The 26849-nt window shown below is 70.6% G+C and carries 22 protein-coding genes and 2 pseudogenes; 9 read left to right on the top strand and 15 right to left on the bottom strand.

Annotated elements, in window-relative coordinates:
• Nucleotides 1-159 precede the first annotated feature (159 nt).
• Nucleotides 160-501 (top strand): PH domain-containing protein, encoded by a 342-nt coding sequence (locus C6A87_RS09795; protein ID WP_311117056.1) that lies wholly within the window; start codon nucleotides 160-162, stop codon nucleotides 499-501.
• Between the two features lie 6 nt (nucleotides 502-507).
• Here the strand turns inward: C6A87_RS09795 and C6A87_RS09790 are convergent, their stop codons facing one another.
• A complete protein-coding gene (locus C6A87_RS09790; RefSeq protein WP_311117055.1) occupies nucleotides 508-1341 on the bottom strand; it encodes a DoxX family protein in 834 nt (277 codons plus the stop codon).
• 154 nt (nucleotides 1342-1495) lie between these two features.
• Here C6A87_RS09790 and C6A87_RS09785 point away from each other — a divergent pair, with 154 nt between their 5' ends.
• On the top strand, nucleotides 1496-2599 hold the full coding sequence (locus C6A87_RS09785) for a PQQ-dependent sugar dehydrogenase (protein WP_311117054.1): 1104 nt from the start codon (nucleotides 1496-1498) through the stop codon (nucleotides 2597-2599).
• 40 nt (nucleotides 2600-2639) lie between these two features.
• On the opposite strand, the gene C6A87_RS09780 is transcribed toward C6A87_RS09785, so the two are convergent.
• Genes C6A87_RS09780 through gatC form a run of 5 tightly spaced genes read right to left on the bottom strand, consistent with a single transcriptional unit; the run spans nucleotide 2640 to nucleotide 8401 of the window.
• Nucleotides 2640-4004, bottom strand: a complete 1365-nt coding sequence (locus C6A87_RS09780) for a HAMP domain-containing sensor histidine kinase (protein WP_311117053.1) — start codon at nucleotides 4002-4004, stop codon at nucleotides 2640-2642.
• Nucleotides 4005-5507, bottom strand: a complete 1503-nt coding sequence (gene gatB / locus C6A87_RS09775; protein ID WP_311117052.1) for an Asp-tRNA(Asn)/Glu-tRNA(Gln) amidotransferase subunit GatB — start codon at nucleotides 5505-5507, stop codon at nucleotides 4005-4007.
• A gap of 58 nt (nucleotides 5508-5565) precedes the next feature.
• Nucleotides 5566-6597, bottom strand: a complete 1032-nt coding sequence (locus C6A87_RS09770) for an ATP-dependent 6-phosphofructokinase (RefSeq protein WP_311117051.1) — start codon at nucleotides 6595-6597, stop codon at nucleotides 5566-5568.
• Between the two features lie 17 nt (nucleotides 6598-6614).
• A complete protein-coding gene (gene gatA, locus C6A87_RS09765) occupies nucleotides 6615-8105 on the bottom strand; it encodes an Asp-tRNA(Asn)/Glu-tRNA(Gln) amidotransferase subunit GatA (protein WP_311117050.1) in 1491 nt (496 codons plus the stop codon).
• Nucleotides 8102-8401: an Asp-tRNA(Asn)/Glu-tRNA(Gln) amidotransferase subunit GatC gene (gene gatC, locus C6A87_RS09760; RefSeq protein WP_311117049.1), complete on the bottom strand. Its 300-nt coding sequence runs from the start codon at nucleotides 8399-8401 to the stop codon at nucleotides 8102-8104. The genes gatA and gatC overlap by 4 nt, the downstream gene beginning before the upstream one ends.
• 108 nt (nucleotides 8402-8509) lie before the next feature.
• On the opposite strand from gatC, the gene C6A87_RS09755 reads away from it, so the two are divergent.
• Nucleotides 8510-9169 carry an amino acid-binding protein gene (locus C6A87_RS09755; protein ID WP_311117048.1) on the top strand — a complete coding sequence of 220 codons (660 nt, stop codon included), beginning with the start codon at nucleotides 8510-8512 and terminating at the stop codon, nucleotides 9167-9169.
• A gap of 22 nt (nucleotides 9170-9191) precedes the next feature.
• On the opposite strand, the pseudogene ligA reads toward C6A87_RS09755, so the two are convergent.
• A pseudogene (gene ligA, locus C6A87_RS09750) lies at nucleotides 9192-11305 on the bottom strand (NAD-dependent DNA ligase LigA).
• Between the two features lie 87 nt (nucleotides 11306-11392).
• Between ligA and C6A87_RS09745 the strand changes: the two are divergent.
• Nucleotides 11393-11794 (top strand): MmcQ/YjbR family DNA-binding protein, encoded by a 402-nt coding sequence (locus C6A87_RS09745; protein WP_311117047.1) that lies wholly within the window; start codon nucleotides 11393-11395, stop codon nucleotides 11792-11794.
• Nucleotides 11795-11821: 27 nt separating this feature from the next.
• Nucleotides 11822-13441: a 4-coumarate--CoA ligase family protein gene (locus C6A87_RS09740; protein ID WP_311117046.1), complete on the top strand. Its 1620-nt coding sequence runs from the start codon at nucleotides 11822-11824 to the stop codon at nucleotides 13439-13441.
• Nucleotides 13442-13448: 7 nt separating this feature from the next.
• Here C6A87_RS09740 and C6A87_RS09735 read toward each other — a convergent pair whose 3' ends face one another.
• Both C6A87_RS09735 and C6A87_RS09730 read right to left on the bottom strand, forming a co-directional pair.
• Entirely contained in the window at nucleotides 13449-15218 is a 1770-nt protein-coding gene (locus C6A87_RS09735) for a diguanylate cyclase domain-containing protein (protein WP_311117045.1), read from the bottom strand.
• A gap of 114 nt (nucleotides 15219-15332) precedes the next feature.
• Entirely contained in the window at nucleotides 15333-16343 is a 1011-nt protein-coding gene (locus tag C6A87_RS09730) for a methionine synthase (protein ID WP_311117044.1), read from the bottom strand.
• Between the two features lie 35 nt (nucleotides 16344-16378).
• Between C6A87_RS09730 and C6A87_RS09725 the strand changes: the two genes are divergently transcribed.
• The gene (locus C6A87_RS09725; RefSeq protein WP_311117043.1) at nucleotides 16379-17017 is read left to right on the top strand and encodes a sensor domain-containing protein; all 639 of its coding nucleotides are present in this window, start codon (nucleotides 16379-16381) and stop codon (nucleotides 17015-17017) included.
• A 7-nt stretch (nucleotides 17018-17024) separates the two neighbouring features.
• On the opposite strand, the gene mnmA is transcribed toward C6A87_RS09725, so the two are convergent.
• The 6 genes and pseudogenes from mnmA to C6A87_RS09695 all read right to left on the bottom strand — a co-directional run bounded on the left by mnmA (nucleotide 17025) and on the right by C6A87_RS09695 (nucleotide 23009).
• Nucleotides 17025-18098: a tRNA 2-thiouridine(34) synthase MnmA gene (mnmA, locus tag C6A87_RS09720; protein WP_311117042.1), complete on the bottom strand. Its 1074-nt coding sequence runs from the start codon at nucleotides 18096-18098 to the stop codon at nucleotides 17025-17027.
• Between the two features lie 2 nt (nucleotides 18099-18100).
• Nucleotides 18101-19306 carry a cysteine desulfurase family protein gene (locus tag C6A87_RS09715; RefSeq protein ID WP_311117041.1) on the bottom strand — a complete coding sequence of 402 codons (1206 nt, stop codon included), beginning with the start codon at nucleotides 19304-19306 and terminating at the stop codon, nucleotides 18101-18103.
• A gap of 46 nt (nucleotides 19307-19352) precedes the next feature.
• Complete coding sequence (locus tag C6A87_RS09710; protein ID WP_311117040.1) at nucleotides 19353-20207, bottom strand: lysophospholipid acyltransferase family protein; 855 nt, start codon at nucleotides 20205-20207, stop codon at nucleotides 19353-19355.
• Nucleotides 20204-21071, bottom strand: a pseudogene (locus tag C6A87_RS09705) (GNAT family N-acetyltransferase). The gene C6A87_RS09710 and the pseudogene C6A87_RS09705 overlap by 4 nt, the downstream one beginning before the upstream one ends.
• A gap of 148 nt (nucleotides 21072-21219) precedes the next feature.
• On the bottom strand, nucleotides 21220-22176 hold the full coding sequence (locus tag C6A87_RS09700) for an electron transfer flavoprotein subunit alpha/FixB family protein (protein ID WP_311117039.1): 957 nt from the start codon (nucleotides 22174-22176) through the stop codon (nucleotides 21220-21222).
• A gap of 41 nt (nucleotides 22177-22217) precedes the next feature.
• Nucleotides 22218-23009, bottom strand: coding sequence for an electron transfer flavoprotein subunit beta/FixA family protein (locus tag C6A87_RS09695; RefSeq protein WP_311117038.1), 792 nt, complete (start codon nucleotides 23007-23009; stop codon nucleotides 22218-22220).
• A gap of 207 nt (nucleotides 23010-23216) precedes the next feature.
• On the opposite strand from C6A87_RS09695, the gene C6A87_RS09690 reads away from it, so the two are divergent.
• The 3 genes from C6A87_RS09690 to C6A87_RS09680 are packed head-to-tail and all read left to right on the top strand — an operon-like array spanning nucleotide 23217 to nucleotide 26838.
• Complete coding sequence (locus tag C6A87_RS09690) at nucleotides 23217-24014, top strand: class I SAM-dependent methyltransferase (RefSeq protein ID WP_311117037.1); 798 nt, start codon at nucleotides 23217-23219, stop codon at nucleotides 24012-24014.
• A complete protein-coding gene (locus C6A87_RS09685; RefSeq protein WP_311117036.1) occupies nucleotides 24011-25609 on the top strand; it encodes a glycoside hydrolase family 57 protein in 1599 nt (532 codons plus the stop codon). The genes C6A87_RS09690 and C6A87_RS09685 overlap by 4 nt, the downstream gene beginning before the upstream one ends.
• 2 nt (nucleotides 25610-25611) lie before the next feature.
• Nucleotides 25612-26838 (top strand): glycosyltransferase family 4 protein, encoded by a 1227-nt coding sequence (locus C6A87_RS09680; RefSeq protein WP_311117870.1) that lies wholly within the window; start codon nucleotides 25612-25614, stop codon nucleotides 26836-26838.
• Nucleotides 26839-26849: the final 11 nt, after the last annotated feature.

Raw genomic sequence — 26849 nt, 5'->3', positions numbered from 1 at the left:
TGCATAGCAGACGACGGTAGCCGCCGGACTCTCGATAGGTCAAATCCGGGTGCCCCGACCAGCACGTGCGTCGGGAGCGGAGCGGTCCGGTGCAATGATTGAGGCATGCGTACTCGTTCGACTTCGGAGTCGGCCCCCGTCGTCGTCAGGATCTCCCCGATGGCACATGTGGCGATCGGCTTCCTGTCGGTGGCCATGCTGGCCGTGGTGTTCGCCGGCCCGGGATGGTTCATCCTGTTCTTTCTGATCCCGGCGTTGCTGTCGGTGTTCGTGATGCGCAACCGCACCATCGCAGGCAGGGACACGGTGACCGCACGCACGATGCTCGGCAGCCGGACCGTGCGCTGGGAGGACATCGCCGGCCTGCGGTTCGGACGCACCGCGTGGGCGGTCGCTCAGCTGCGCGACGGTACCGAACTGGGATTGCCGGCGGTGACGTTCTCGACGTTGCCGATCCTGGCCGCCGCCAGCGGCGGGCGGGTCCCCAACCCGTATCAGTAGCGGGGGTCAGGCGAGCGGGTTGGCGCCGTTGAGCAGCACCCAGATCGCGACGCCGGCGCCGACGCCCAGCACGAGTGCGGCGAAGGAGCCGATGAACGGGCGGCGCGCCCAGCCACGGCCGGCGTCCAGGCCGTAGCGGCCCGGGCCGACGAGGATGATCGCCGCCACCGCGCACACCAGCACGAGCTGGTATTCGTGGCCGTCGGTCAGGAACGAGGACAGCCGGGCCTCTTCGTGGGCGATCGTGGCTTCGGCCAGCACCGAGGTGATCAGGTAGCCCAGCGCCCCGGCTGCGGCGATCGGGGTGAACAGACCGATCACCAGGAGCACGCCTGCGGCGATCTGACCGCCTGCGGCCACGTAGGTCAGGATGTCGGCGTGCTGGAATCCGACGTCGGTCAGCGATTGGCGGAAGCCGTCCAGGCCGGGACCGCCCCACCAGCCGAACACCTTCTGCAGTCCGTGACCGATGAGCAGCACGCCGACGGCCACGCGCAGCAGGAGCAGGCCGAGATCCTGGGTGCCGCGGCGATCGTCGCGGCGGTCCGGGTCGACGACGCCGACCTCGGTGGGCGCCGCGGTCGCACCGTAGGCGCCCGGGGCCAGCCCGGCGCCCGGCTGCACGTACGGCAGCGGGTCGGGGTCGTTGAGCAAGCCGAACGGCTGCGGCTGACCGGCGGGCTTGGCCGAGTCGTAGCGGGGAATCGCGGTGGTCTCGAAGTCACCGCCGTAGTTCGCCGAGGGAAGGTCGTCTTCCGGGTCCACCAGGCTCGCCGACGAGGGCCGCCCAGCCGAATCGTCGGGCCGCTGCCAGGGGCCGGGATCATGGGGGCTCGTCACGTCAGCCAGGGTAAGTGCTACACCGCCCGGAGACGGGAATTGGCGCGGCGCGTTGAGCACCTGTTTCTGTCACCCGGCGCAGGTCGCGGCGGGGAGCCCGTGGCGGGCACTGTTCGGCGATCCGTAACCTGGCCTGCATGAGCGAGCGTCGGTCGTGGGGACCTTTCGTCGTGCTGCTGAGCGCGGCGCTGCTTGCCGGTCCGGCTGCGCCCGGTTCGACTCCGCGCAGTCCCAGCCGTTCACGACCGAACCGCAACTGGCTCCCGGCCCGACCTCGACGCCGCCGCCGCCCCCTCCCCTGCCGGCCAAACCGTTCCCGAAGGAATGCCCGGCCCCCGGCGTCATGCAGGGCTGCCTGGAGAGCACCAGCGGCCTGATCATGCTGCCCGACAGCCAGTCCGCGCTGGTGGCCGAGCGCACGACCGGCGCGGTCAAGCAGGTGTCGGTGCGCGCCGAACCGGTCACCAAACTCGTCATTCCCGTCGACCCGGCCGGCGACGGCGGCCTGATGGACATCGTGATGTCGCCGACGTTCGTCCAGGACCGGCTGATGTACGCCTACATCAGCACGCCCACCGACAACCGGGTGGTGCGCATCGTCGAGGGCGATCCGCCCAAGCCGATCCTGACCGGCATCCCCAAGGGCGCCACGGGTAACACCGGTTCGTTGATCTTCACCAGCCCGACCACGTTGTTGGTGCAGACCGGTGACGCCGGAAACCCCGCCCTGGCCGCCGATCCGGGCTCGCTGGCGGGCAAGCTGCTGCGGATCGAGCAGCCGACGACGGTCGACCAGGCGCCGACCACGACCGCCCTGTCCGGGCTGGGCCCGGGCGGCGGCGTGTGCATCGATCCTTCCGACGAGTCGCTCTACGTCACCGACCGGACGCCGACCGCCGACCGGCTGCAACGCATCACCAAGGACTCCAAGGTCTCGACGGTGTGGACGTGGCCGGACCGGCCCGGGGTGGCGGGCTGCGCCGCGCTGGACGGCACCGTGCTGGTCAATCTCGTCAACGTCAAGCAGACCGTCGCGGTGCGCATGGCGCCCGAAACCGGTGCGGTGACCGGGGATCCGGAGGTGGTCCGCGAGGATCAGCACGGGCACGCATGGGCGCTGCAGGTCTCACCGGACGGCAACGTGTGGGGCGCCACGGTGAACAAGACCTCCGGCGACGCGATGCGGCTCGACGACGTGGTGTTCCCGCTGTTCCCGCAGGGCGGCGGCTTCCCGCGCACCAACGCCGACAACACCTGACCCGCGATATCCGCCTGGGACGGGCTGGTGGCGGCGCCGCTCAGCTCGGGCCCGAACCCGGCAGCCGGAGCATCAGACGCGTCCCGCCCTGCGGACTGACCTCCAACGAGGCTGTGCCGCCGTGGATCTCGGCCTGCTGGGCGACCAGCGCCAAACCCAGGCCCGATCCCGACCGGGACGCGGTGGTGCCCCGGTGGAAACGTTCGAAGACCTCGGTGCGCTCCTCTTCGGGGACCCCGGAACCGTTGTCGTCGACGGCGATCTCCACCCCCGCCTGCGAGCTGACCACGCTGAGCCGGATCTGGCTCGCGCCACCGTGTTTGACGGCGTTGGCGATGGCGTTGTCGATCACCAGTCGCAGCCCGGCCGGCATGCCGAGCATCAGCACCGTCGTCGACGAGGCCAGCGACACCTCGACCCCGGGATAGTTGCGCATCGCATCGTGGGCGGCGCGGTCGAGCAGTTCGGCGACGTCGACCGGGACGAAGTCCTCGACGGTGGTCAGCTGTCCCTGGGCCAGCCGCTCCAGCGCGGTCAGGGTCGCCTCGATCCGGGACTGGGTCCGGATCACGTCGCTGATCACTTCTTCACGCTGCTCGGCGCCGAGGTCCAGCGTCGCGAGCACCTCCAGGTTCGTGCGCATCGCGGTCAGCGGGGTGCGTAGCTCGTGGGATGCCACCGACGCGAAGTCGCGCGCCGTCTCCAGCGCGGCCCGGGTGCGTTGCTGCTCGTCACCGATCCGGGCCAGCATCCCCTCCACGGCCTCGGAGATCTCGACCGCCTCCCACACCCCACGTACCTGCACCTCGTCGGGGGCGGACTGGGCGTTGATGGCCCGCGCCTGCTGAGCGAGCAGCCGGAACGGGTTGACCATGATCAGGCCGATGACCCAGCCGATCAGCAACGTGCCCAGGATCACCCCGAAACAGATCCAGAACACCCGCCAGTGCAGGGAGTCGATGCGGGCCTGGGTGTCGGCCAGCGGCGCGCCGAGGGCGATCGACGCGGTGCCGGTGGTGATGGTGCGCACCCGGTACTCGACACCGTCGATGGTGGCGTCGGAGTAGCCGTTGGGCCGTTCGGGCAGCACGATGTCGGGCGGCGTCGACACGGTGATCGCACCGATGCGCGCGGTGCGCACCAGTCCGCCCTCGGCGGGTTCGGGACCGACACCGTCCTGGGCGCTGCGCAGCAGCGTGGTGACGTCGCCGAGGCTGGACAACGAATCCAGCCTGCGGTCGAGCTGGTCGTACTGGTCGTTGGTGACACCAACCCAGACCCACACACCCAGTGTGAGCACCAGGATGATGACCCCGAGCTGGGAGAGAATGACAATCGACCGCAGCGACAGCATCCGCAGCGGATGCTGCAGGACGCGGAAGACCAGGTCCTGGACGCGCCTCATCTAGCCACAGGCGGCCATGACCAGTTCACGCACTCGCGCCGCATCGGCCTGTCCCTTCGTCGCCTTCATCACCGCGCCGACGATCGCACCGGCGGCCTGCACCTTGCCGCCGCGGATCTTCTCGGCGATGTCCGGGTTGGCGGCCAGCGCCTCGTCCACCGCGGCCTGGATCAGCGAGTCGTCGCGCACCACGGCCAGCCCGCGATCGGTCATCACCTGCTCGGGCTCGCCCTCACCGGCCAGCACCCCCTCGACGACCTGGCGGGCCAGCTTGTTGGACAGCTTGCCCTCGTCGACGAGCTTGACCACCGCGGCGACCTGGGCCGGGGTGATCGGCAGATCCGACACCTCCACCCCGTCCTCGTTGGCCTTCTGCACCAGGAAATTGCCCCACCACGCGCGCGCGGCGTCGCTGGACGCGCCGTGCTCGACCGTCGCGGCGATCAGATCCAGCGCACCGATGTTGACCAGGTCGCGCATCACCTCGTCGGAGATTCCCCAGTCCTGCTGAATCCGCTTGCGCGCCAGCCACGGAAGCTCGGGCAGGGTGCCCCGCAACCGTTCCACCAGCTCGGCGCTGGGCGCCACCGGCTCCAGGTCCGGTTCCGGGAAGTAGCGGTAGTCCTGCGCGGTCTCCTTGCTGCGGCCCGGCGAGGTGTAGCCGTCCTCGTGGAAGTGCCGGGTCTCCTGCACGACGGTGCCGCCGCCCTCCAGAACCGCTGCCTGCCTGCGCATCTCGTAGCGGACGGCGACCTCGACACTCTTGAGCGAGTTCACGTTCTTGGTCTCGGTGCGGGTACCGAACTCGGCCTGCCCGATCGGCTTGAGCGACACGTTGGAGTCGCAGCGCATCGAGCCCTGGTCCATCCGGACGTCGGAGACGTTCAACGCGCGCAACAGGTCCCGCAGTGCGGTGACGTAGGCGCGGGCGATCTCCGGAGCCCGCGCCCCGGTCCCTTCGACGGGCTTGGTGACGATCTCGATCAGCGGGACACCGGAGCGGTTGTAGTCGGCCAGCGAGGTCGTCGCGCCCGAGATGCGGCCGGTGTCGCTGCCCAGGTGGGTCAGCTTGCCGGTGTCCTCCTCCATGTGGGCGCGCTCGATCTCGATCCGCCACGTCGTGCCGTCGTCGAGGGGCACGTCGAGGTAGCCGTTGATCGCGATCGGCTCGTCGTACTGGGAGATCTGGTAGTTCTTCGGCTGGTCCGGGTAGAAGTAGTTCTTCCGGGCGAACCGGCCCCACGGGGCGATGTCGCAGTTCAGCGCCAGGCCGATGCGGATCGCGGACTCCACTGCGGCCTCGTTGAGCACCGGCAGCGAGCCGGGCAGACCGAGGCAGACCGGGCACACCTGGGTGTTGGGTTCGGCGCCGAAGCTGTTGGCGCATCCGCAGAACATCTTGGTCGCGGTCGACAGCTCGACGTGCACCTCCAGGCCCAGAACGGGCTCGTACCTGGCGATGACCTCGTCGTAATCGAGCAGCTCAGCGGTAGCGACAGACATGTCACCGATCCTAATGGGTCGCCTTTTCGCCGCGAACAGACACGAACGCGCGGGCGAATCAGCCGAAGAACTCGGCGGCGTCGTCGTAGCGGCTCTGCGGCACCAGCTTGAGCTGGCGGACCGCCTCCTCCAGCGGCACCCGGCCGATCTCCTGGCCCCGCAGCGACACCATCATCCCGTACTCGCCGGCGTGTGCGGCGTCGGCGGCGTTGACGCCGAACCGGGTGGCCAGCACGCGGTCGTAGGCGGTGGGCGTCCCGCCGCGCTGCACGTGGCCGAGCACCGTGACGCGGACCTCCTTGTTGATCCGCTTCTCCACCTCGACCGCGAGCTGCTGGGCCACGCCGGTGAACCGCTCGTGACCGAACTCGTCGATGCCGCCGCTGCGCAGCTGCATGGAGCCCTCGGCCGGCTTCGCGCCCTCGGCGACCACGCAGATGAAGTGCGAATCACCGCGCACGAAGCGCTGTTTGACCAGCCGGCACACCTCTTCGACGTCGAACGGCTGCTCGGGGATCAGGGTCATGTGGGCTCCCGAGGCCAGCCCGGCGTTGAGCGCGATCCAGCCGGCGTGGCGGCCCATCACCTCGACCAGCATCACCCGCTGATGGGATTCGGCGGTGCTGTGCAGCCGGTCGATGGCCTCGGTCGCGACGGTCAGCGCGGTGTCGTGGCCGAACGTCACGTCGGTGCAGTCGATGTCGTTGTCGATCGTCTTGGGCACCCCGACGACGGGGACGTTCTCCTCGGACAGCCAGTGCGCGGCGGTCAGTGTGCCCTCTCCCCCGATCGGGATGAGCACGTCGATGCCGTTGTCCTCCAGCGTCTGCTTGATCTGGTCCAGCCCGGCCCGCAGTTTGTCGGGGTTGACCCGTGCGGTACCGAGCATGGTGCCGCCCTTGGCGAGCAGCCGGTCGTTGCGGTCGTCGTTGCGCAGCTGGACCCGCCGGTCCTCCAGCAGCCCACGCCATCCGTCCTGGAAACCGACCACCGACGATCCGTACCGCGCGTCACAGGTGCGGACCACCGCGCGGATCACGGCGTTCAGCCCTGGACAGTCACCTCCGCCGGTCAGCACTCCGATACGCATGACACCATCTAACCCGCTCAGAGCGCGGTCGGCATCGGTCCTCGCGCGGTTTCGTAGGCCGCACCCACCCGATAGAGGCGGTCGTCGGCCAGCGCGGGCGCCATGATCTGCAGGCCTACGGGCAGATTGTCGTCGGCCGACAGCCCCGACGGCACCGACATCCCGCAGTGCCCGGCCAGGTTCAACGGCAGCGTGCACAGGTCGAACAGGTACATGGCCAGCGGATCGTCGACCTTCTCCCCGAGGCGGAACGCCGTGGACGGAGTAGCAGGCGAGACCAGCACGTCGACGCTGCGGTAGGCCTGCTCGAGGTCGCGCGCGATCAGCGTGCGCACCTTCTGGGCCTGGTTGTAATAGGCGTCGTAGTAGCCGGCCGACAGCGCGTAGGTGCCGATCATGATGCGGCGCTTGACCTCGGGGCCGAAGCCGGCCGCCCGGGTGATCGCCATGACCTCCTCGGCACTGTGGGTGCCGTCGTCGCCGGCCCGCAGCCCGTAACGCATGCCGTCGAACTTCGCCAGGTTCGACGACACCTCCGACGGCAGGATCAGGTAGTAGGCGGGCAGCGAGTAGTCGAAGTGCGGGCAGTCGACCTCGCTGATCTCGGCGCCGAGCGCGGTCAGCTGCTCGACGGCGGCGTTGAACGACGCGAGCACGCCGGGCTGGTAGCCCTCGCCGCTGCGCAGCTGCTTGACCACGCCGATGCGCACACCGTTGAGGTCGCCCTCGGCGCCTGCGCGGGCGGCGCCGACGATGTCGGGCACCGGAGCGTCCACCGACGTCGAGTCCCTCGGGTCGTGCCCCGCGATGACCTGGTGCAGCAGCGCGGTGTCGAGCACGGTGCGCGCGCACGGCCCGCCCTGGTCCAGCGACGACGCGCATGCCACCAGCCCGTACCGGGACACCGTGCCGTAGGTCGGCTTCACGCCCACGGTGGCCGTCAGCGCGGCGGGCTGGCGGATCGATCCGCCGGTGTCGGTGCCGATGGCCAGCGGGGCCTGGAACGCCGCGAGCGCCGCGGCACTGCCGCCGCCCGACCCGCCGGGCACCCGGTCGGTGTCCCACGGGTTGCGGGTGGGGCCGTACGCCGAGTTCTCCGTCGACGACCCCATCGCGAACTCGTCCATGTTGGTCTTGCCCAGGATCGGGATGCCCGCGGCGCGCAGCTTCGCGGTGACCGTCGCGTCGTAGGGCGAGGTCCAGCCGTCCAGGATCTTGGATCCGCAGGTGGTGGGCATGTCGGTGGTCGTGAAGACGTCCTTGAGCGCCAGCGGCACACCGGCCAGCGGGGAGGCCGGTTCGGCGCCGGCTGCCGCCGCCTTGTCCACCGCCGCGGCGGCTTCCAGTGCCCGGTCCGCGGCGACGTGCAGGAACGCGTGGTACTGCTCGTCGGTGGCCGCGATCTGGTCCAGGCAGGCCTGGGTCACCTCGGTCGAGGACACCTCCTTGGCCGCGATCTTCGCCGCGAGGGTGGCGGCGTCCAGCCTGATCAGCTCGGTGTCGGTCATTCGGGCTCTCCTAGGATTCGCGGCACCGCGAAGCGCCCGTCGGCGGCGTTCGGCGCGGCGGCCAGCGCGTCGTCCTGGGACAGGCTCGGCTGCGGGTCGTCGGACCGGAACACGTTGACGTCGGTCAACGGGTTGTCGGTGGCTTCGACGCCGGTGACGTCGACGGCCTGGATCTGGCCGACATGGCCCAGGATGGCGTCCAACTGACCGACAAAGCTGTCCAATTCGCTGTCGGTCAGGGCGAGTCGAGCGAGACGCGCCAAGTGCGCTACCTCGTCGCGGGAGATCTGTGACACGGCCACCAACCCTAGTTCAACCCGCTCGCGGCCCGACGTCGGCCGAGCCGACAAGAGCTCGGTCGCCCGAGTCGCCCGGTCGGGGCGGTCCGTGACACAGTGTTGGCCGTGCCTTCGTATCTGCTGCGGGTCCAGCTCGAGGACAGGCCGGGCAGCCTCGGTTCCCTGGCCGTCGCGCTGGGCTCGGTGGGCGCCGACATTCTGTCCCTGGACGTGGTGGAACGCTCCGCCGGTTACGCGGTCGACGATCTGGTGGTCGAGCTTCCGTTGGGCGCGATGCCCGACATGCTGATCACCGCCGCCGAGAAGCTCAAGGGCGTCTACGTCGACAGCATCCGCCCGCACACCGGGCTGCTGGAGGCGCACCGCGAGCTGGAGCTGATCGATCACGTGGCCGCGGCCGACGGCACGCTCAAGCGGCTGCAGGTACTGGTCGACGAGGCGCCGCGGGTGCTGCGGGTCGGCTGGTGCACCGTCGTGCAACTGACCGACACCGGTTCCGAGCGCGTGGTGGGCAGCGCTGGCGCCCCCGAGACACAGGCCGCCGAGACGCCCTGGTTGCCGCTGCAGCGCGCCGCGGCGCTGGACGCGACCGCGGACTGGGTGCCCCAGGTGTGGCGCGACATGGACACCACGCTGGCGGCCGCGCCGCTGGGCGATCCGCGGACTGCGATGCTGCTCGGCCGCCCCGGTGGGCCGGCGTTCCGCCCGAGTGAGGTCGCCCGCCTCGGCTACCTGGCCGGCATCGTCACCACGATCATCAGCTGACGCGTCCCGACTGTCGGACTCCTCACCGCGGCTCGTCCCCCGCCGCTTGATCGTCCTCCGAGGGGGGCCCGCTCTCCAGCAGCCGGCGGAAGCCGTCCTCGTCGAGCACCGGCACGCCCAGTTCGATCGCCTTGTCGTACTTGGATCCGGGCGCGTCACCGGCGACGACGTAGGCGGTCTTCTTCGACACCGACCCGACCGCCTTGCCGCCGCGGGCGATGATCGCCTCCTTGGCCTCGTCCCGGCTGTAGCTCGCCAGCGAGCCGGTCACCACGATCGACAGTCCCTCCAGCGTGCGCTCGATGCTGGCGTCGCGCTCGTCGGCCATCCGCACGCCGGCCGCGCGCCATTTGTCGACGATCGCGCGGTGCCAGTCGACGGTGAACCATTCGGTGACCGCCGCCGCGATCGTCGGCCCGACCCCCTCGGTGGCGGCCAGCTGTTCCTCGGAGGCGGCGACGATCGCGTCCAGGCTGCCGAACTCGGTGGCCAGCGCGCGGGCTGCGGTGGGCCCGACGTGCCTGATCGACAGCGCGACGAGCACCCGCCACAGCGGTTGGGATTTGGCCTTGCCCAGATTGGCCAGCAGCCGCTTGCCGTTGGCCGAGAGCTCCCCCGCTTTGGTGGTGAACAGCTCGGTGCGCAGCAGGTCCTCGGCGGTCAGGTCGAACAGGTCGCCTTCGTCCGTGATCGCCCCCGACTGCAGCAGCGCGGTGGCGGCTTCGTAGCCGAGGCCCTCGATGTCGAACGCGCCGCGGCCGGCGACGTGAAACACGCGCTCCCGCAACTGCGCCGGGCAGGTGCGCGAGTTGGGGCAGCGGATGTCGGCGTCGCCCTCCTTGGCCGGGGCCAGCGCGGTGCCGCACTCCGGGCAGTGGGTGGGCATGTGGAACTCGCGTTCGGTGCCGTCGCGCAGGTCGACGACCGGGCCGAGCACCTCCGGGATCACGTCGCCCGCCTTGCGGATCACCACGGTGTCGCCGATCAGCACGCCCTTGCGTTTGACCTCCGACCCGTTGTGCAGCGTCGCCAGCCCGACGGTGGACCCGGCGATCTTCACCGGCTCCATGTACGCGAACGGGGTGACCCGGCCGGTGCGGCCGACGTTGACCCGGATGTCGAGCAGCTTGGTCTGCGCCTCCTCGGGCGGGTACTTGTAGGCCACCGCCCACCGCGGTGCGCGCGAGGTGGCCCCGAGGCGACGCTGCAGTGCCACGTCGTCGACCTTGACCACCAGGCCGTCGATCTCGTGCTCGACGTCGTGCCGGTGCTCTCCCCAGTAGGCGATGCGCTCGGTGACCGCGTCGAGGCCCTTGACCTGGGCGGTGTGGGTGGACACCGGCAGGCCCCACGCCTTCAGCGCGCGGTAGGCGTCGTGCAGGGTCTTGAACGGATAGCCGCCTGCGCTCTCGATGTGGCCCAGCCCGTGGCAGATCATCCGCAGCCTGCGCCGGGCGGTCACCGCCGGGTTCTTCTGCCGCAGCGAACCGGCCGCGCTGTTGCGCGGGTTGGCGAACGGCGGCTTGCCCTCGGCGACCAGCCCCGCGTTGAGGTCCTCGAAGTCGGCCACCCGGAAGAACACCTCGCCACGCACTTCGAGGACTTTGGGAACCGGGAATTCGTCTGTGCCGGTGAGTTTCTCGGGAATGTCATCGATGGTGCGGGCGTTCAGGGTGACGTCCTCGCCGGTGCGCCCGTCGCCGCGGGTGGCCGCCCGGACCAGCCGCCGTCCCGGTAGACCAGCGCCAGCGCGACCCCGTCGATCTTCAACTCGCACAGATACTGCGCGTCCGCGCCGATCTCGCTCTTGATCCGGGCGGCCCACGCGGCCAGCTCGTCCGGGGTGAACACGTTGTCCAGGCTGAGCATGCGCTCGAGATGCTCGGCGGCGGTGAAGTCGGTGGCGAACCCGGCGCCGCCGACGAGCTGGGTCGGCGAGTCCGGGGTGCGCAGCTCCGGGTGGTCGTCCTCCAGCGTCTGCAGCCGGCGCAGCATCTCGTCGAACTCGGCGTCGCTGACGATCGGGGCGTCCCGGACGTAGTAGCGGAACTGATGCTCGCGGACCTGGTCGGCGAGCTCCTGCCACTGCCGGCGCAGCGCGGCGTCGGGCGCGTCGTCGGACTGCTCGGCCAGCACTGCCTCGGGATCCGGGGCCACCTCGGGACTCACCCTGGCAGGCTATCGAAGACCGCCGACACCGCTCCGCTGCGTAGGCTGCTCCCCATGCCGCACCCGCTGATGTTCGGCGACGACGACCCCGGCCTGGCCGAACTCCGGGACATCGCCCTCGGTTTTCCCGGGGCCTTCGAGAAGATCTCCTGGGGCAGGCCGGTGTTCTGCGTGCCGAAGATGTTCGCCATGTACGGCGGAAGCGTCAAGACCTCCACCAAGGGCCGGTACCTGCAGTACCCGCACTCGGTGCTGGTCAAGGTCGACGAGAGCGACCGGCGCGCGCTCGAACAGGACGCCAGGTTCTTCTTCCCGGCCTACCTGGGCCCCTTCGGCTGGCTCGGACTCGACCTGGACGCCGCGCCGGTGGACTGGGCCGAGGTCACCGAACTGCTCGACGCGTCCTACCGGATGACCGCGGCGAAGAAATTGATCCGACAGCTCGACGACGCCTGACCCCGGCATGATTCGATCGGAGACACCATGACCTTCTCAAGCCCCTTCCCCGAAGTCGACATCCCCACGGCCAGCGTCTATGACTACCTGTTCTCCGGGTTCTCCGGACCCGAGGACCCGGACCTGGACCGGGTCGCGCTGATCGACGCGAAAAGCGGCCGCAAGACCACCTACCGCGAGATGCTCGACCGGGTCGACTCCTTCGCAGGCGCGCTGGCCGCGCGCGGCATCGGTGTCGGCGACGTCGTCGGCCTGCTCGCACCCAACAGCTCGGCGTTCGCCGTCGCGTTCCACGGCATCCTGCGCGCCGGCGCGACGGCGACGACGATCAACGCGTTGTTCACCGCCAAGGACATCGCCAAGCAGCTGGGCGACTCCAAGGCGACCACGTTGATCACGGTGACCCCACTGGCGGCCCAGGCCAAGGAGGCTGCCGCCGCGGCCGGGCTCGCCGACGAGAACCTCATCGTGCTCGACGGTCCGGGCCGCGCCGCGGACGGTCATCCGAATGCGGCCGACATACTGGAGTCGGGAGGCCCTGCGCCCCAGGTGAATTTCGCGCCGTCGTCGCATCTGGCGGTGCTGCCGTACAGCTCCGGCACGACGGGCAACCCCAAAGGGGTGATGCTGACCCACCGCAACCTCGTCGCCAACGTCGCGCAGATCCGGCCGCTGCACGGCATGCAGCCCCACGACGTGGTGCTGGCCGTGCTGCCGTTCTTCCACATTTACGGGATGACCGTGCTGCTCAACGCCGCTCTGCACGCCCGCGCCACCCTGGTCATCATGCCCAGCTTCGACCTCGGCGAGTTCCTGGGCAACATCGCCGAACACCGGTGCACCATCGCGTTCATCGCCCCGCCGGTGGCGGTGGCCCTGGCCAAGCACCCACTCGTCGACGACCACGACCTGTCCTCGCTGAACGTGGTGATGTCCGGAGCAGCGCCGCTGGACGCCGACCTCGGTCACGCCGTCGCGAACCGGTTGCACTGCAAGGTGGTTCAGGGCTACGGCATGAGTGAGCTCAGCCCGGTCAGCCACATCACCCCGTTCGACGGCGGCCTGGCCGACATGCACGAGGAAGCGCCATTGAGTTCGGTCGGGTGGACGGTGTCCAACGCCGCCTCCAAGCTCGTCGACCCCGAGACCGGCGAGGAGATCGCCGTTCCGGCAGAGGGTTTGAGCAAGACCGGGGAACTCTGGTTCAAGGGCCCGAACGTGATGGCCGGCTACCTGAACAACGACGAGGCGACCAGGTCGACCATCGACGACGACGGCTGGCTGCACACCGGCGATCTCGCCCAGGTCGACGCCCGGGGCCTGGTGTACATCGTCGACCGGCTCAAGGAGCTGATCAAGTACAAGGGCTACCAGGTGCCGCCGGCCGAACTGGAGGCGGTGCTGCTGTCGCACCCGGACATCGCCGACGCGGCGGTGGTCGGTGCACTCGACGCCGACGGTGAAGAGGTGCCGAAAGCGTTCGTGGTCAAGCAGTCCGGTGCGGACCTCACCGAGGACGAGGTGATCGAGTTCGTCGCCGGGCACGTTGCGCCGTACAAGAAGGTCCGGATGGTGACGTTCATCGACGCCGTGCCGAAATCGGCCTCGGGCAAGATCCTCCGCAAGGATCTGCGCACCCAGAGCTAGGCCGGGGCTAGCGCCGCCACAGCTGGTCGCGGCCCCGGCGCTTGGCGTCGTAGAGCGCCCGGTCCGCACGGGCGACGGTGTCGCCCAACGTGTCCGCAGGCAGGTGGGCGGTGTAGCCGACCGAGCACGTCTGACCGAAGGGCACGCAGCGGCGCAACCGGTTCAGGATCGTCTCCGCCTGCTCCGGCGCGGTGGCCGGCAGCGCCACGATGAACTCTTCTCCGCCCCAGCGCGCGAAGATGTCGTCACTGCGGATCACCGCCGCCGCGGCGGCGGCGAAGTGCTGCAGCAGCGCGTCGCCCACCGTGTGGCCGCGGGTGTCGTTGAACGCCTTGAAGTTGTCCAGATCGATGACCGCCACGGTCATCGGGACGGCGTCGGCGCCGGCGAGCCGTGCCGCGACCCGGGCGTCCCAGGCGCGCCGGTTCAGCGCGCCGGTCAGCGGATCGGTGGACGCGGAGTGTTTCAGCGCCGCGTGCGCGGCCGCGACCGCGGACACGTCGCGGACCTCCAGCTGCACACTGAGCTCACCGGCGTGTTCGATCGCCGTGCAGTTGAACTCGACGACGATCTCGCTGCCGTCCATCCGCAGCAGCGACCCACGCTGGGCGCGGGCCAGGATGCCGCCGGAGACGATCTTGTCGAGCAGCGCCTGGGCGAGCGACCGGAAGCGCTCCGGCACGAAGGCCAGACCGGGCGTCGCGGTGATCTGCTCGGCGCTCTGTCCGCCGAGCAGCGTGACGGCTTCGCTGTTGACGTAGACCAGTCCGCCGCCGTCGTCGATGACGACGACCGCAGCGGGTGACTGCTCGACCAGGGTGCGCCACCGCTGTTCGGCCGCCGCGTGCGCGGCGCGCGCGGTGGCCAGCTCGGTCACGTCGGTGGACACCCCGCCGGTGCCGATGACCTCCCCGTCGTCGTCGAACAGCGGAAATTTCGTCGAGCGGTAGATGTGCGCGGATCCGTCCGGGTGCACGACCTCCTCGGTGAACACCCGCCGCTCCCGGCTGGCCATGATCTGCAGGTCGTTGCGCCGGTAGTCGTCGGCGATGTCGGCATCGAAGAAGTCGTGGTCGGTCCCGCCGACCAATGATCCCCGGGCCCGGGTGACGATTTCGAGCGCGCGGTTGGCCATCACGAACCGGCCGTCGACGTCCTTGGCGTACACCAGCACGTCGGTGTGCTGCAGTACCGCCGCCAGCATCGGCTGCTGATCGCGCAACACCGTCCCGGCCGCGGGCGTGCGGACGTGCTCGGGGGCGTGCCGCGGCAGGCCGCGCAGGTGCAGCAGGCCCACCACCTGCTCGGCCAGCGTCTGCAGGTGCGCGCGCTGGGCGGCGGTCAGAACCCGGGGCACGAGGTCCATCACGGACAGGGTGCCCAGCGCGTGCCCGTCGTCGGTGACCAGCGGGGCCCCGGCGTAGAACCGCGGGCGCAGACCGCCGAAAGTCACCGGCGCTGCGTCGAAGCGCGGGTCGAGGTGTGTGTCAGGGATTTCCATCAGCGCCGTGTCGGCGACGACCTGGGTACAGAACGACCGCTCGCGGGGGATCTCGGTGATGTCGAGGCCGTGGCCGGATTTGACCCACAGCCGGGTCGCGTCGACGAAGCCGATGAGCGCGAGCGGCGCCTCGCACACATATGCCGCGAGCGCGGCCAACCGGTCGAACGACTCCTCGGCAGCGGTGTCGAGGATCTCGTAGGAGCCCAGTGCCCGAAGACGCGGAACCTCGCCGGGAAGATGACTCCCGGACGACCCGCGCGGGCTCGAGAGCATCCTCGAGAGCATCTCCGACAACTACACCCATCCCTGCGTCTTCGGCGCCTCCCATGGCCGAGCCCGGCCGCGCCTACCCGAGAGTAGACGAGTACGCGCCGGTGTTCCCGACTTTCAGACCGCCTCGGGGTCCTCGGCCAGTCCGTCGGCGGCCCGCTGGGCCAACTCGATCGCGGTACGCGCCCATGCCTGGGTGGCCCCGGCCAGCCCGCAGCCCGGCGTGATTCCGACCCGGTGGCGCAACACATCCCGGCTGAATCCGAGCCGGTCGGTCACCGAGGCCACCGATGCCGCGACCTGTTCTGCCGACAGGCGCGCGTCAGGGGCGACGGCGGGGACCGCGCCGAGCAGCACTGTGCGGTCGGACTCGACGAACTCCCCGATGCCGTCCAGGTCGGCAGGCGTGAGCATCGCGATGTCCACCGCAACCGCGCTGATTGCACTGCGTTGCAACAGTTTCCACGGAACATCAGCTGCGCAGCAATGCACCGCGACCTCGCCGCCGACGACCTCGACACACTCGTCGAGCAGTGCGGTGGCCACGGATTCGTCGACCGGGTGCACCGGGTTCAGGCTGCTCACCCCGGTGAGCCGGCCCGCCAGCGCGGCCGGCAGCAACGGCTCGTCGAACTGGACCACCACCGGGCTCTCCAGTCGACGGGCCAGAGCGGCGCGGTGCGTGGCCACCCCCTCGGCCAGCGACGCGGTCAGGTCGCGGACCGCGCCCTGATCGGTGAGCGCCCGGTGTCCCCCGCCGAGTTCCAGACTCGAGGCCAGGGTCACCGGGCCGGGCGCCTGGATCTTCACCGCTCGGTCCGCGCCGCGCAGACCGGCCTTCTCCCAGGCCTCCTCCAGCGCATCGAGGTCCTCGTCGAGCAGGCTGACCGCCCGCCGGGTCGCCGAGCGGCGGCCCTGGGCGATGCGGTAGCCGCGCGGCACCGTGTCGAGCGCGATGTCGACGAGGAAAGCCGCCGCCCGGCCGATCAGGTCGGCGCCGACGCCGCGGGCGGGAAGTTCGACCAGATGGGGCAGGCGGTGCAGCTCACCGACGACCACCTCGGCGGCTTCCCGGGCCGAGGTGCCCGGCCAGGATCCGATTCCGGTCGCGGTCGCGAAGACAGTCACTCGCCCGACGATATTCGACCGCCTAAAGTCAGGGCATGACGGGCCGCGCATCGGCGCTGCTGTGGTGCGCGATGGTGCTCATGACGGTCGGGTGCATCCAGCAGGTCGGCGGCGCCCCGCTGCGCGCGGCGCCCGGTGTGGACGAGGACTCCCTGTCTCCGGTCGACGTGGACACCGTGCTGCTCGACCGCGAACAGATGCAGGCGGTGACCGGTTCCGGCCGGCAGCTGACCGCGATCCCGGGCACTGACAGCAAGGTTCCGGTGGACATCGATTTCCTGGCCGAAAGCCTTCCGCCGCAATGTGAATGGATCTACGCCGAGACCCAGGTCTTCGGGCCCGAGGTCGAGGAGTTCCACAAGCTGACCTTCCAGAACCCTGCGCGGGGCGCGCTGATCTCCCAGGCTGCGGCCGGGTACCGCGACACCCCGACGGCCAGGCGGGCCTTCGAGTCCGTCGTCGGGCGGATCGACGGATGCGCGAGCACCACTGCGGGCGGAGTACTGGTCGGCACGGTGTCCACGACCGCCGATTCCGTGCACACCAGGCCGGGCGACTGCGGCCGCGACTACCGGGTGAAGTCCGCGGTGCTGGTCGAGGTCACCTACTGCGCCTTCCCCGAGTCGGTGCCTGACATCGTGATGACCAACATCCTGGCCAACGTGCCGGGCTGACCGGGGGTCAGTGGGCGGCGCGGATGGTCGCGCTGCCCAGCACTTCGTCGCCGTCCGGGTCGGGCCGGTACAGCACCAGGGTCTGTCCGGGAGCCACCCCGCGCAGCGGGCTGCGCAGACTCACCGTCAGCGTGCCGTCGCCGAGTTCGGCCACCGCGCCGACGATCCCGCCGTGCGCGCGGACCTGCACCTCGCACTCGACCGGGCCCGCGGGCGCGACGCCGGAGGTGAACACCGGCGCGTCACCGACCAGCCCGGTCACCTCGAGGTCGGCCACGTCACCGACGCTGACGGTGCCGGTTGCCGCGTCGATCGCGGTGACATAGCGCGGCCGGCCGTCCGGCCCGGGGCCCGGGATGCCCAGACCCTTGCGCTGGCCGATGGTGAAACCGTGCACGCCGTCGTGCTCGGCCAGCACGGTCCCGGCGGCGTCGACGACGCTGCCGGGGCGCACACCGATGCGCGCGCCGAGGAAGGCCTTGGTGTCGCCGGACGGGATGAAACAGATGTCGTGGCTGTCGGCCTTGTCGGCGACCGCGAGACCCCGCCGGGCCGCCTCCTGCCGGATCTCCGACTTCGGGGTGTCGCCGATCGGGAAGAGCGCGTGCCGCAACTGCTCGGCGGTGAGCACCGCGAGCACGTAGGACTGGTCCTTGTCGTGGTCGACCGCACGGCGCAACCGGCCGTCGGACAGCCGGGCGTAGTGGCCGGTCGCCAGTGCGTCGAACCCGAGCGCCAGCGCACGGTCGGCCAGCGCGGAGAACTTCACCCGCTCGTTGCAGCGCACACACGGGTTGGGCGTCTCGCCGCGCGCATAGGACTCGACGAAGTCGTCGATCACGTCCTCTTTGAATCGGTCGGCGAAATCCCAAACATAGAACGGGATTTCGAGCATGTCGGCTACCCGGCGCGCGTCGCCGGCGTCTTCTTTGGAGCAGCAGCCGCGGGACCCGGTGCGCAGGGTGCCCGGCGCCGACGACAGCGCCAGGTGCACACCGACCACGTCGTGTCCGGCATCGACCATCCTGGCGGCGGCCACCGAGGAGTCCACGCCGCCGCTCATCGCGACCAGTACCCGCACGGCTACCGCCGCCCCGCACTGGCCAGCGCGGCCTGCCGCGCGCGTTCCACCGCGGCGGGCAGCACCTCCAGCACGGCGTCGACGTCGGCGTCGGTGCTGGTGTGGCCCAGCGACAGTCGCAGCGACCCCCGCGCGCTGGCGGGGTCGGCGCCCATCGCGGTGAGCACGTGCGAGGGCTGCGCCACGCCCGCGGTGCACGCCGAACCGGTCGAGCACTCGATTCCCTTGGCGTCCAACAGCATCAGTAGCGAGTCGCCTTCGCAGCCGCGGAACGTGAAGTGTGCGTTGCCGGGCAGCCGCCGCGCTCGCGGCGCACCGTTGACGTCCACGTCGTCGATGGTCTCGAGCACGCCGTCGATCAGCCGGTCGCGCAGCGCACGCACCCGCTCGGCGGCGGAGTCCATGGTCTCGACGGCGTCCCGCGCGGCGGCCGCCATCCCCATCGCCCCGGCGACATCCTGGGTGCCGGAACGCACGTCGCGTTCCTGTCCGCCGCCGTGGAGCAGCGGAACGCACGCGGTCTCCCGCCGCAGAAGCAGCGTGCCGACGCCGGTCGGCCCGCCGAACTTGTGGGCGGTGACGCTCATCGCCGACAGCCCGCTGGCCGCGAAGTCCACCGGCAGCTGGCCGACAGCCTGGACCGCATCGCTGTGCATCGGAACGTCGAATTCGTTTGCCACGGCGGCAAGTTCGGGGATCGGCAGCACCGTGCCGACTTCGTTGTTTGCCCACATCACCGAGATCAGCGCGACGTCGGCCGGGTCGCCCACGGCGGTGCGCAGGTCGGCCGGGTCGACGGCGCCGAACCGGTCGACGGGCAGCCAGGTCACCTCGGCGTCCTCGTGGTCCACCAACCACTGCACCGCGTCGAGCACCGCGTGGTGCTCGATCGGCGTGGTGATGATGCGGCGGCGTTGCGGCGACGCGCCGCGCCGCGCCCAGTAGATGCCCTTGACGGCCAGGTTGTCACTCTCGGTGCCGCCGGCGGTGAAGATCACCTCGGACGGCCGGGCGCCCAGCAGCTGGGCCATGGTCTCGCGGGACTCCTCCAGCCTGCGCCGGGCCAGTCGGCCGGACCCGTGCAGCGAAGCGGCGTTGCCCACGGTGGCCATCGCAGCGGTCATCGCCTCGACGGCGACGGGGCGCATCGGGGTGGTGGCGGCGTGGTCCAGGTACACCGGCTGGGGAGGGGACACCGACGAAGACATAACCGTTCAAGGATAGCCGTCGCGGCGCTTCTCCCCCGTATCGCGCTCAGGCCGCCAGCGCGTGGCCCTCGCCGCGGCGCGCGCGGGCGGCGCCGGCCGCGTCGGTGACTCCCCTGACCGCGGCCTCACAGCGGGCTGCCAGCTCGCGCCGGTCGGTGCCCGGCAGCTGCAGGGAATCGACGTACACGTGCACGACGGTGCGCCGTGCGGTGACCAGCCTGCGGATCGAGGTGAGCAGCGAGTCGTCGCCGATGTAGGCCGCCGCGGTGGATCGGCTGCCGTCGCGGTGGTGGTAGCTCAGCCGCAGCGGCTGCACCGGACGTCCGGCGTCGATCGCGGACTGGAACATCGCCGGGCGGAAGGGTCCGTAGCCGAGTCCGCACCAGGTGGTGCCCTCCGGGAACGCGACCACGGTGCGCCCGGCGCGCAGCCGGTCGGCCACCGCGGCCACCACCTCGGGCAGTCTGCGCAGGTTGTCGCGCTCGATGGGGATGACCTTCAGCATCCGTGCCAGGGTGCCCCACCCCCGCCAGCCGACCATCTCGGCCTTCGCGACGAACGCTCCGGGCATCACGGCCCCGATCGCGAAGATGTCGACCCAGGACACGTGGCCGCTGACCACCAGCACCCCCGGCACGTTGCGAATCGGACCGCCGGACACGGCGATTCGGATGCCCAGGCAGCGCAGCACGAGGCGACAGTAGCTGCGCTGCACGCGGGTCCGTCCGGGCAGCGGGACCGCCAGCAGCGGCAGCGTCGGCAGCAGCAGCACGGTCAGGGTGGCACGCAGGGCGACCCGGGCACCGACCGCGACGCGCCTGCCCGGGGACAGGGCACCGGCATCGAGGCAGTCGACCCCGCAGGTGGCCGCAGGCAACCATGCGTTGCGGGCCGGGGTCACGCCCGCGCCCCATCCGGGAGCGCGGCGGCCGCCCCGACCGAGCGCAGCCGACGCAGGTAGCGGGTGTTGGCTCGCCTCTTGTCCAACAGCGCCGGGAAGTCGCCGACGCCGAACTGCGGGTCGTGCGCGGGTTCGCCGCACACCTGGGCGCCGAGCCGCAGGTAGCCGCGCAGCAGCGCGGGGACCGAGACGCGGGCCGGCGGTGCGATGTCGTCGAGGCTGCGGCCGTCGACGATCACCGGCCGGTAGGGGCGCACGGTGTACTCGGCGGGTGCGGCGTGCCGCCGGTTGACGAAGTCGCGCACCCCGCAGCGCGCTGCCCGGCGCCGACACCCCCGCCGGGTCGGTCACCGGCACCGACACGCATCCGGTGACGTGGTCGTAACCGCTGTGGTCGAGGTAGGCCAGGATGCCTGCCCACATCAGCAGCACCACCGCGCCGTTGCGGTGGTCCCGGCGCACCACGGCGCGGCCCATCTCGACCAGCGACGGGCGCAGCGGGTCCAGCGCGGTGATGTCGAATTCGGTTGCGGTGTAGAGCCCGCCGGCGGCGATCGCGGCCGGTGGCGGCAGCATCCGGTAGCACCCGACGAGCTCGCCGGTGCGGTCGTCGCGCACGAGCAGGTGGTCGCAGTATTCGTCGAACCGGTCGGCGTCGCGGCCTTCGGGGCCGGCGTTGGCGTCGGCGTCGAGGGTGAAACCGGGCTCGGTGGTGAAGACGTCGTGGCGCAGCCGCTGGGCGGCCTCGATGGCGTCGGCGTCGGTGCTCAGCAGCATCGAATACCGCGGAGGGGCGGTCGGATCGTCGGGGACCGCGCTGAGGTCCGGTCTTTCGCTGGCGATGAGTACACAGGCAGTGCTCATAGCTGCACGGTCGCCGAGCCGTCCGGCGGGCCGGCAAGCGCCGCGTGACGTGTCAGTGAGCGCTGGGTGACGGTTGGGGTGTCCGGTCAGACGAAAGGCCCCCATCCCGTGTCGGGATGGGGGCCTTTCTGACGAACGTGGGCGGAGATCAGCCCTTGCGAGCCTTGACCGCGTCGGTGAGCTGCGGCGTCACCTTGAACAGGTCGCCGACGATGCCGAGATCGGCGATCTCGAAGATCGGCGCTTCCTCGTCCTTGTTGACCGCGACGATCGTCTTCGACGTCTGCATGCCGGCGCGGTGCTGGATCGCCCCGGAGATACCGAGGGCGATGTACAGCTGCGGCGACACGGTCTTGCCGGTCTGGCCCACCTGGAACTGGCCCGGGTAGTAGCCGGAGTCGACCGCGGCACGGGAAGCGCCCACGGCGCCGCCCAGCGAGTCGGCGAGCTCTTCGACGATGTTGAAGTTCTCGGCGCTGCCGACACCGCGGCCGCCCGCGACGACCACGGTCGCCTCGGTCAGTTCCGGACGGTCACCGGCCACGGCGGGCTCACGCGAGGTGATCTTGGTGGCGTTCTCGGCCGGGGCGGGCACCTCGACGTTGACGACCTCGCCGGCGCCCGCGGCGGGCTCGGCCTCGATCGCACCGGGACGCACGGTGATCACCGGGGTGTCGCCGACGGCCTCGGCCTCGACGGTGAACGCGCCACCGAAGATCGAGTGGATGCCCTTGCCGCCCTCACGGACCTCGACGACGTCGCTCAGGATGCCCGAGCCGATCCGGGCGGCCAGCCGGCCCGCGATCTCCTTGCCGTCCGCACTCGACGCGAGCAGCACCGCGGCAGGCGTCGCGGTCTCGGCCAGCGAGGCCAGCACGTCCACGTACGGGGTGATCAGGTAGTTCTCGGCGTCATCGGACTCGGCGACGTAGATCTTCGCCGCGCCGGCCGACTTCAGGCCCTCGATCAGGCCTTCGGCGGTGCCGGGCTTGCCGACCACGACGGCGGCCGGCTCGCCCAGCGTGCGGGCGGCGGTGATCAGTTCGCTGGTGACCTTCTTCAGCGCACCTTCAGCGTGCTCGGTGAGCACAAGTACTTCAGCCATGGGTTCTGTTTGCCTCTATGTCTGTCGGTCGATGGGAAGTTCTAGATGATCTTCTGGGAAACCAGGTACTCGGCGATCTTCGTGCCGCCGTCGCCCTCGTCGGTGACCTTCTCGCCCGCGGTCTTGGGCGGCTTCGGGGTCGAGGACAGCACCTTCGAACCCGCGTTGGCCACGCCGACCTCGTCGCTCTCCACGCCGATCTCGGCGAGGGTCAGCTTGGTGACTTCCTTCTTCTTGGCGGCCATGATGCCCTTGAAGGACGGGAAGCGGGGTTCGTTGATCTTCTCGTTGACGCTCACCACGGCAGGCAGCGAGGCCTCCAGGGTGAAGAGGCCGTCGTCGGTCTCACGCTCTGCGGTGACCTTGCCGTTCTCCACGCTCAGCTTGCGCACGTGGGTCAGCTGCGGCAGGCCGAGGTACTCGGCGATGATGGCCGGCACGGCGCCGCCGGTGCCGTCGGTGGCCTCGTTGCCGGCGATGACCAGCTCGGTGCCCTCGATGGTGCCCAGCGCGCGGGCCAGTGCCCAGCCCGTCTGCACCATGTCGGAGCCGTGCAGGCCCTCGTCCACCAGGTGCACGGCCTTGTCGGCGCCCATCGACAGCGCCTTGCGGATCGCCTCGGTGGCGCGCTCGGGACCGGCGGTCAGCACGGTTACGGTGCTGTCCCCGCCCTCACGCTCCTTGATCAGCAGCGCTTCCTCGACGGCACGCTCGTTGATCTCGTCGAGCACGGCGTCGGCGGCTTCGCGGTCCAGGGTGTAGTCGCCCTCGGACAGTTTGCGCTCAGACCATGTGTCAGGGACCTGTTTGATCAGGACCACGATGTTCGTCATGACTCTGGTTCGTCCTCCTCGAAAGGGGCCGGTGGTCGACCCGCCATACCACGTTTCACGCAGGCACCACGATGTTACCAGCCGGTAACTTGGAGTGCGTCGCACGAACACCATAGCCGGTCGAAGTTTGCGATCGACCGGCACGGCGATCCGATGGCGCTCACGAAGAGTTCGCCATCGGCCGGTTAGGGGTTAGCCTGCCTTGCAATGAGCGCATCTGTTACCGACGGTCCCGCCGGCGATCCCGCACCGATGGCATTGACCGGTGAGCGGACCGTCCCCGGCGTGGCCGAGGAGAACTACTGGTTCCGTCGCCACGAGGTGGTCTACCGCAGGCTGGTCGAGCGGTGCCGCGACCGCGACGTGCTGGAGGCCGGAAGCGGCGAGGGCTACGGCGCCGATCTGATCGCCGACGTCGCCCGGTCCGTGGTCGGCCTCGACTACGACGAGTCCGCGGTGGCGCACGTGCGCGCCCGCTATCCCCGCGTCGACATGCGCCACGGAAACCTCGCCCAGCTCCCGCTCCCGGACGGCGCTGTCGACGTGGTGGTCAACTTCCAGGTGATCGAACACCTGTGGGATCAGGGCCAGTTCGCCGCCGAGTGCGCCCGGGTGCTCCGCCCCGGCGGGGTGCTGCTGATGTCGACGCCCAACCGCATCACCTTCTCCCCCGGGCGGGACACGCCGGTCAACCCGTTCCACACCCGCGAGCTCAACGCCGCCGAGCTGACCGAACTGCTGGAGACGGCCGGGTTCGCGATGGAGGCGATGCTGGGGGTCTATCACGGCCCGCGCCTCGCCGAGATCGACGCCCGGCACGGCGGATCGGTCATCGACGCGCAGATCGAGCGGGCCCTGGCCGACGCGCCGTGGCCGGCCGACCTGCTGGCCGACATCGAGTCGGTCACCATCGACGACTTCGACCTGGTGCCGGGTTCGGCAGACGTGCCCGGCAGGCACATCGACGACAGTCTGGATCTGGTGGCGATCGCGGTGCGTCCGTGAGCTCACCGGAGGGCAGAGCGCCGGACGGCGGAGCACCGGAGCCCGTCCCCGGGCTGTTCACCCTGGTGCTGCACACCCACCTGCCGTGGCTGGCCCACCACGGCCGCTGGCCGGTCGGCGAGGAATGGCTCTACCAGTCGTGGTCTGCGTGCTACCTGCCGCTGGTGCGGGTGCTGCGCACGCTGGCCGCCGAGGACCGCAGCCACCTGCTCACCCTCGGTGTCACGCCGGTGGTTGCCGCCCAGCTCGACGACCCGTATTGCCTGCAGGGGCTGCAGCACTGGCTGGCCAACTGGCAGCTGCGCGCGCTGGAGGCCGCGACGGCCCGCACGGCGACCGGCTCCTGCCCCGCCTCCCAACCGGAGGCGTTGCGCCGCTTCGGTTCCCGCGAGTACATCGAAGCCCAGCGGGAGCTCGACGAGTTCGACACGCTGTGGCGCCACGGCGCCGCCCCGGTGCTGCGCGAGCTTCTGGACGGCGAGATCGTCGAACTGCTCGGCGGGCCGCTGGCCCACCCGTTCCAGCCGCTGCTGAACCCGCGGTTGCGCGAGTTCGCGCTGCGCGAGGGCCTGGCCGACGCCGCGCACCGCTTCGCCCATGCGCCGACAGGCATCTGGGCGCCCGAATGCGCCTACGCACCCGGCATGGAGGCCGGCTACGCCGCGGCGGGAGTCAGCCATTTCATGGTCGACGGCCCGTCGCTGCGCGGTGACACCGCGCTGGGCCTGCCGGTCGGCGACTCGAACGTCGTGGCCTTCGGTCGCGACCTCCAGGTCAGCTACCGCGTCTGGTCGCCGAAGTCGGGCTATCCCGGCCATGCCGCCTACCGGGACTTCCACACCTACGACCACGCCACCGGCCTCAAGCCGGCGCGGGTCACCGGCCGCAACGTGCCGTCGGAGGACAAGGCGCCCTACGACCCGGCGCGCGCGGACGCCGCGGTGGACCTGCACGTCGCCGATTTCGTCGCGACGGTGCGCCGACGCCTGCGCGACGAGAGCGAGCGCATCGGACGGCCCGCGCACGTCGTCGCCGCGTTCGACACCGAACTGTTCGGCCACTGGTGGTACGAGGGCCCGGTCTGGCTGGAGCGGGTGCTGCGGGCCCTGCCCGCCGCCGGGGTGCAGGTCGGCACCCTCTCGGACGCGATCAGCCAGGGCTACGTCGGCGCGCCCGTGGAACTGCCGCCCAGCTCCTGGGGTTCGGGCAAGGACTGGCAGGTGTGGTCGGGTGAGAAGGTGGCCGACCTGGTCCAGCTCAACAACGAGGTCGTCGAGACCGCGCTGAGCACCGTGGACAAGGCGCTGGCCCGCCCTGCTTCGGTGGATGCCGCCGTGCCAAGGGATTTCGTCGCCGATCAGATCCTGCGCGAGACGCTGCTGACGGTATCCAGCGACTGGCCGTTCATGGTCAGCAAGGATTCGGCCGCCGAGTACGCGCGCTACCGGGCCCATCTGCACGCGCATGCGACGCGGGAGATGTCGGCGGCGGTGGCCTCCGGCCGCAGCGAACAGGCGCAGAAACTGGCCGAGAGCTGGAACCGCGCCGACGGACTGTTCGGGGCACTGGACGCACGGAGGTTGCCCGCCGGATGAAGATGAAGATCCTGCTGGTGTCGTGGGAGTACCCGCCGGTGGTGATCGGCGGGCTGGGCCGGCATGTGCACCACCTGGCCACCGAGCTCGCCCTGGCCGGCCACGAGGTCGTGGTGCTGAGCCGTCGCCCCACCGGTACCGACCCGCAGACGCATCCGACCACCGACGAGGTCTGCGAAGGCGTGCGGGTGATCGCGGCCGCCGAGGATCCGCACGAGTTCACCTTCGGCACCGACATGATGGCCTGGACCCTGGCCATGGGGCACGCGATGGTCCGGGCCGGCCTGGTGCTGGCCGACTGGCGGCCCGACATCGTGCACGCACACGACTGGCTGGTCGCCCAGCCCTCCGTCGCACTTGCCCAGTTCTTCGACGTCCCACTGGTTTCCACGATCCACGCCACCGAGGCGGGCCTGGACTCCGGCTGGGTCTCGGGCACGGTCAGCCGCCAGGTGCACGCGCTGGAGTCGTGGCTGGTGCGTGATTCGGATTCGCTGATCACGTGTTCGGCGTCGATGCGTGAAGAGATCACCACGCTGTTCGGTCCGGAGATCGCCGAGATCTCGGTCATCCCCAACGGGATCGACACCGACGGTTGGCCGTTCGCGGCTCGGCGGCCGCGCATCGGGCCGCCCGAGCTGCTGTACTTCGGCCGGCTGGAGTACGAGAAGGGCGTGCACGACGCCATCGCCGCCCTGCCGCGCATCCGCCGCGGCCACCCCGGCACCACACTGACGATCGCGGGCGACGGCACCCAGCTGAACTTCCTGACCGCGCAGGCGCGTAAGCACAAGGTGCTCAAGGCGACGAATTTCATCGGCCGCGTCGATCATGCAGAGCTGCTGCAGCTGTTGCACCGGGCCGACGCGGCGGTCCTGCCGTCGCATTACGAACCCTTCGGAATCGTGGCCCTCGAAGCCGCCGCGACCGGCACCCCGCTGGTGACCTCGACCGCAGGCGGGCTCGGCGAGGCGGTCATCAACGGTGTGACGGGTCTGTCCTATCCGGCCGGCGACGTGCCGGCGCTGGCCGCCGCGGTGCGCACGCTGCTCGACGACCCGGCCGGCGCCCAGCGGCGGGCGGTCGCCGCGCGCGAGCGCCTGACATCGGATTTCGCGTGGCACACGGTGGCCGCCGAGACCGCGCAGGTCTACCTGGCCGCCAAACGCGCCGAGCGCAGGCCGCAGCCGCGACGGCCGATCGTGGAACGGCCGCTGCCCGACCGCTGAGCTTTCGGCGA

It is taken from the genome of Mycobacterium sp. ITM-2016-00317 (assembly GCF_002968295.1).
Lineage (GTDB): Bacteria > Actinomycetota > Actinomycetes > Mycobacteriales > Mycobacteriaceae > Mycobacterium.
The sequence above is the reverse complement of the archived record's forward strand: the minus strand, read 5'-3'. Positions and strand labels throughout refer to the sequence as shown.

Excerpts from the sequence above, each read along its gene's own strand:
- C6A87_RS09735 (WP_311117045.1), bottom strand. The coding sequence starts at position 15,218 with ATGCTCTCGAGCCCGCGCGGGTCGTCCGGGAGTCATCTTCCCGGCGAG.
- gatA (WP_311117050.1), bottom strand. The coding sequence starts at position 8,105 with ATGACCGACACCGAGCTGATCAGGCTGGACGCCGCCACCCTCGCGGCG.
- C6A87_RS09690 (WP_311117037.1), top strand. The coding sequence starts at position 23,217 with ATGAGCGCATCTGTTACCGACGGTCCCGCCGGCGATCCCGCACCGATG.
- C6A87_RS09700 (WP_311117039.1), bottom strand. The coding sequence starts at position 22,176 with ATGGCTGAAGTACTTGTGCTCACCGAGCACGCTGAAGGTGCGCTGAAG.
- C6A87_RS09770 (WP_311117051.1), bottom strand. The coding sequence starts at position 6,597 with ATGCGTATCGGAGTGCTGACCGGCGGAGGTGACTGTCCAGGGCTGAAC.
- C6A87_RS09725 (WP_311117043.1), top strand. The coding sequence starts at position 16,379 with ATGACGGGCCGCGCATCGGCGCTGCTGTGGTGCGCGATGGTGCTCATG.
- C6A87_RS09745 (WP_311117047.1), top strand. The coding sequence starts at position 11,393 with ATGCCGCACCCGCTGATGTTCGGCGACGACGACCCCGGCCTGGCCGAA.
- C6A87_RS09740 (WP_311117046.1), top strand. The coding sequence starts at position 11,822 with ATGACCTTCTCAAGCCCCTTCCCCGAAGTCGACATCCCCACGGCCAGC.
- C6A87_RS09680 (WP_311117870.1), top strand. The coding sequence starts at position 25,612 with ATGAAGATCCTGCTGGTGTCGTGGGAGTACCCGCCGGTGGTGATCGGC.
- C6A87_RS09780 (WP_311117053.1), bottom strand. The coding sequence starts at position 4,004 with ATGAGGCGCGTCCAGGACCTGGTCTTCCGCGTCCTGCAGCATCCGCTG.
- C6A87_RS09715 (WP_311117041.1), bottom strand. The coding sequence starts at position 19,306 with ATGTCTTCGTCGGTGTCCCCTCCCCAGCCGGTGTACCTGGACCACGCC.
- gatB (WP_311117052.1), bottom strand. The coding sequence starts at position 5,507 with ATGTCTGTCGCTACCGCTGAGCTGCTCGATTACGACGAGGTCATCGCC.
- C6A87_RS09695 (WP_311117038.1), bottom strand. The coding sequence starts at position 23,009 with ATGACGAACATCGTGGTCCTGATCAAACAGGTCCCTGACACATGGTCT.
- C6A87_RS09795 (WP_311117056.1), top strand. The coding sequence starts at position 160 with ATGGCACATGTGGCGATCGGCTTCCTGTCGGTGGCCATGCTGGCCGTG.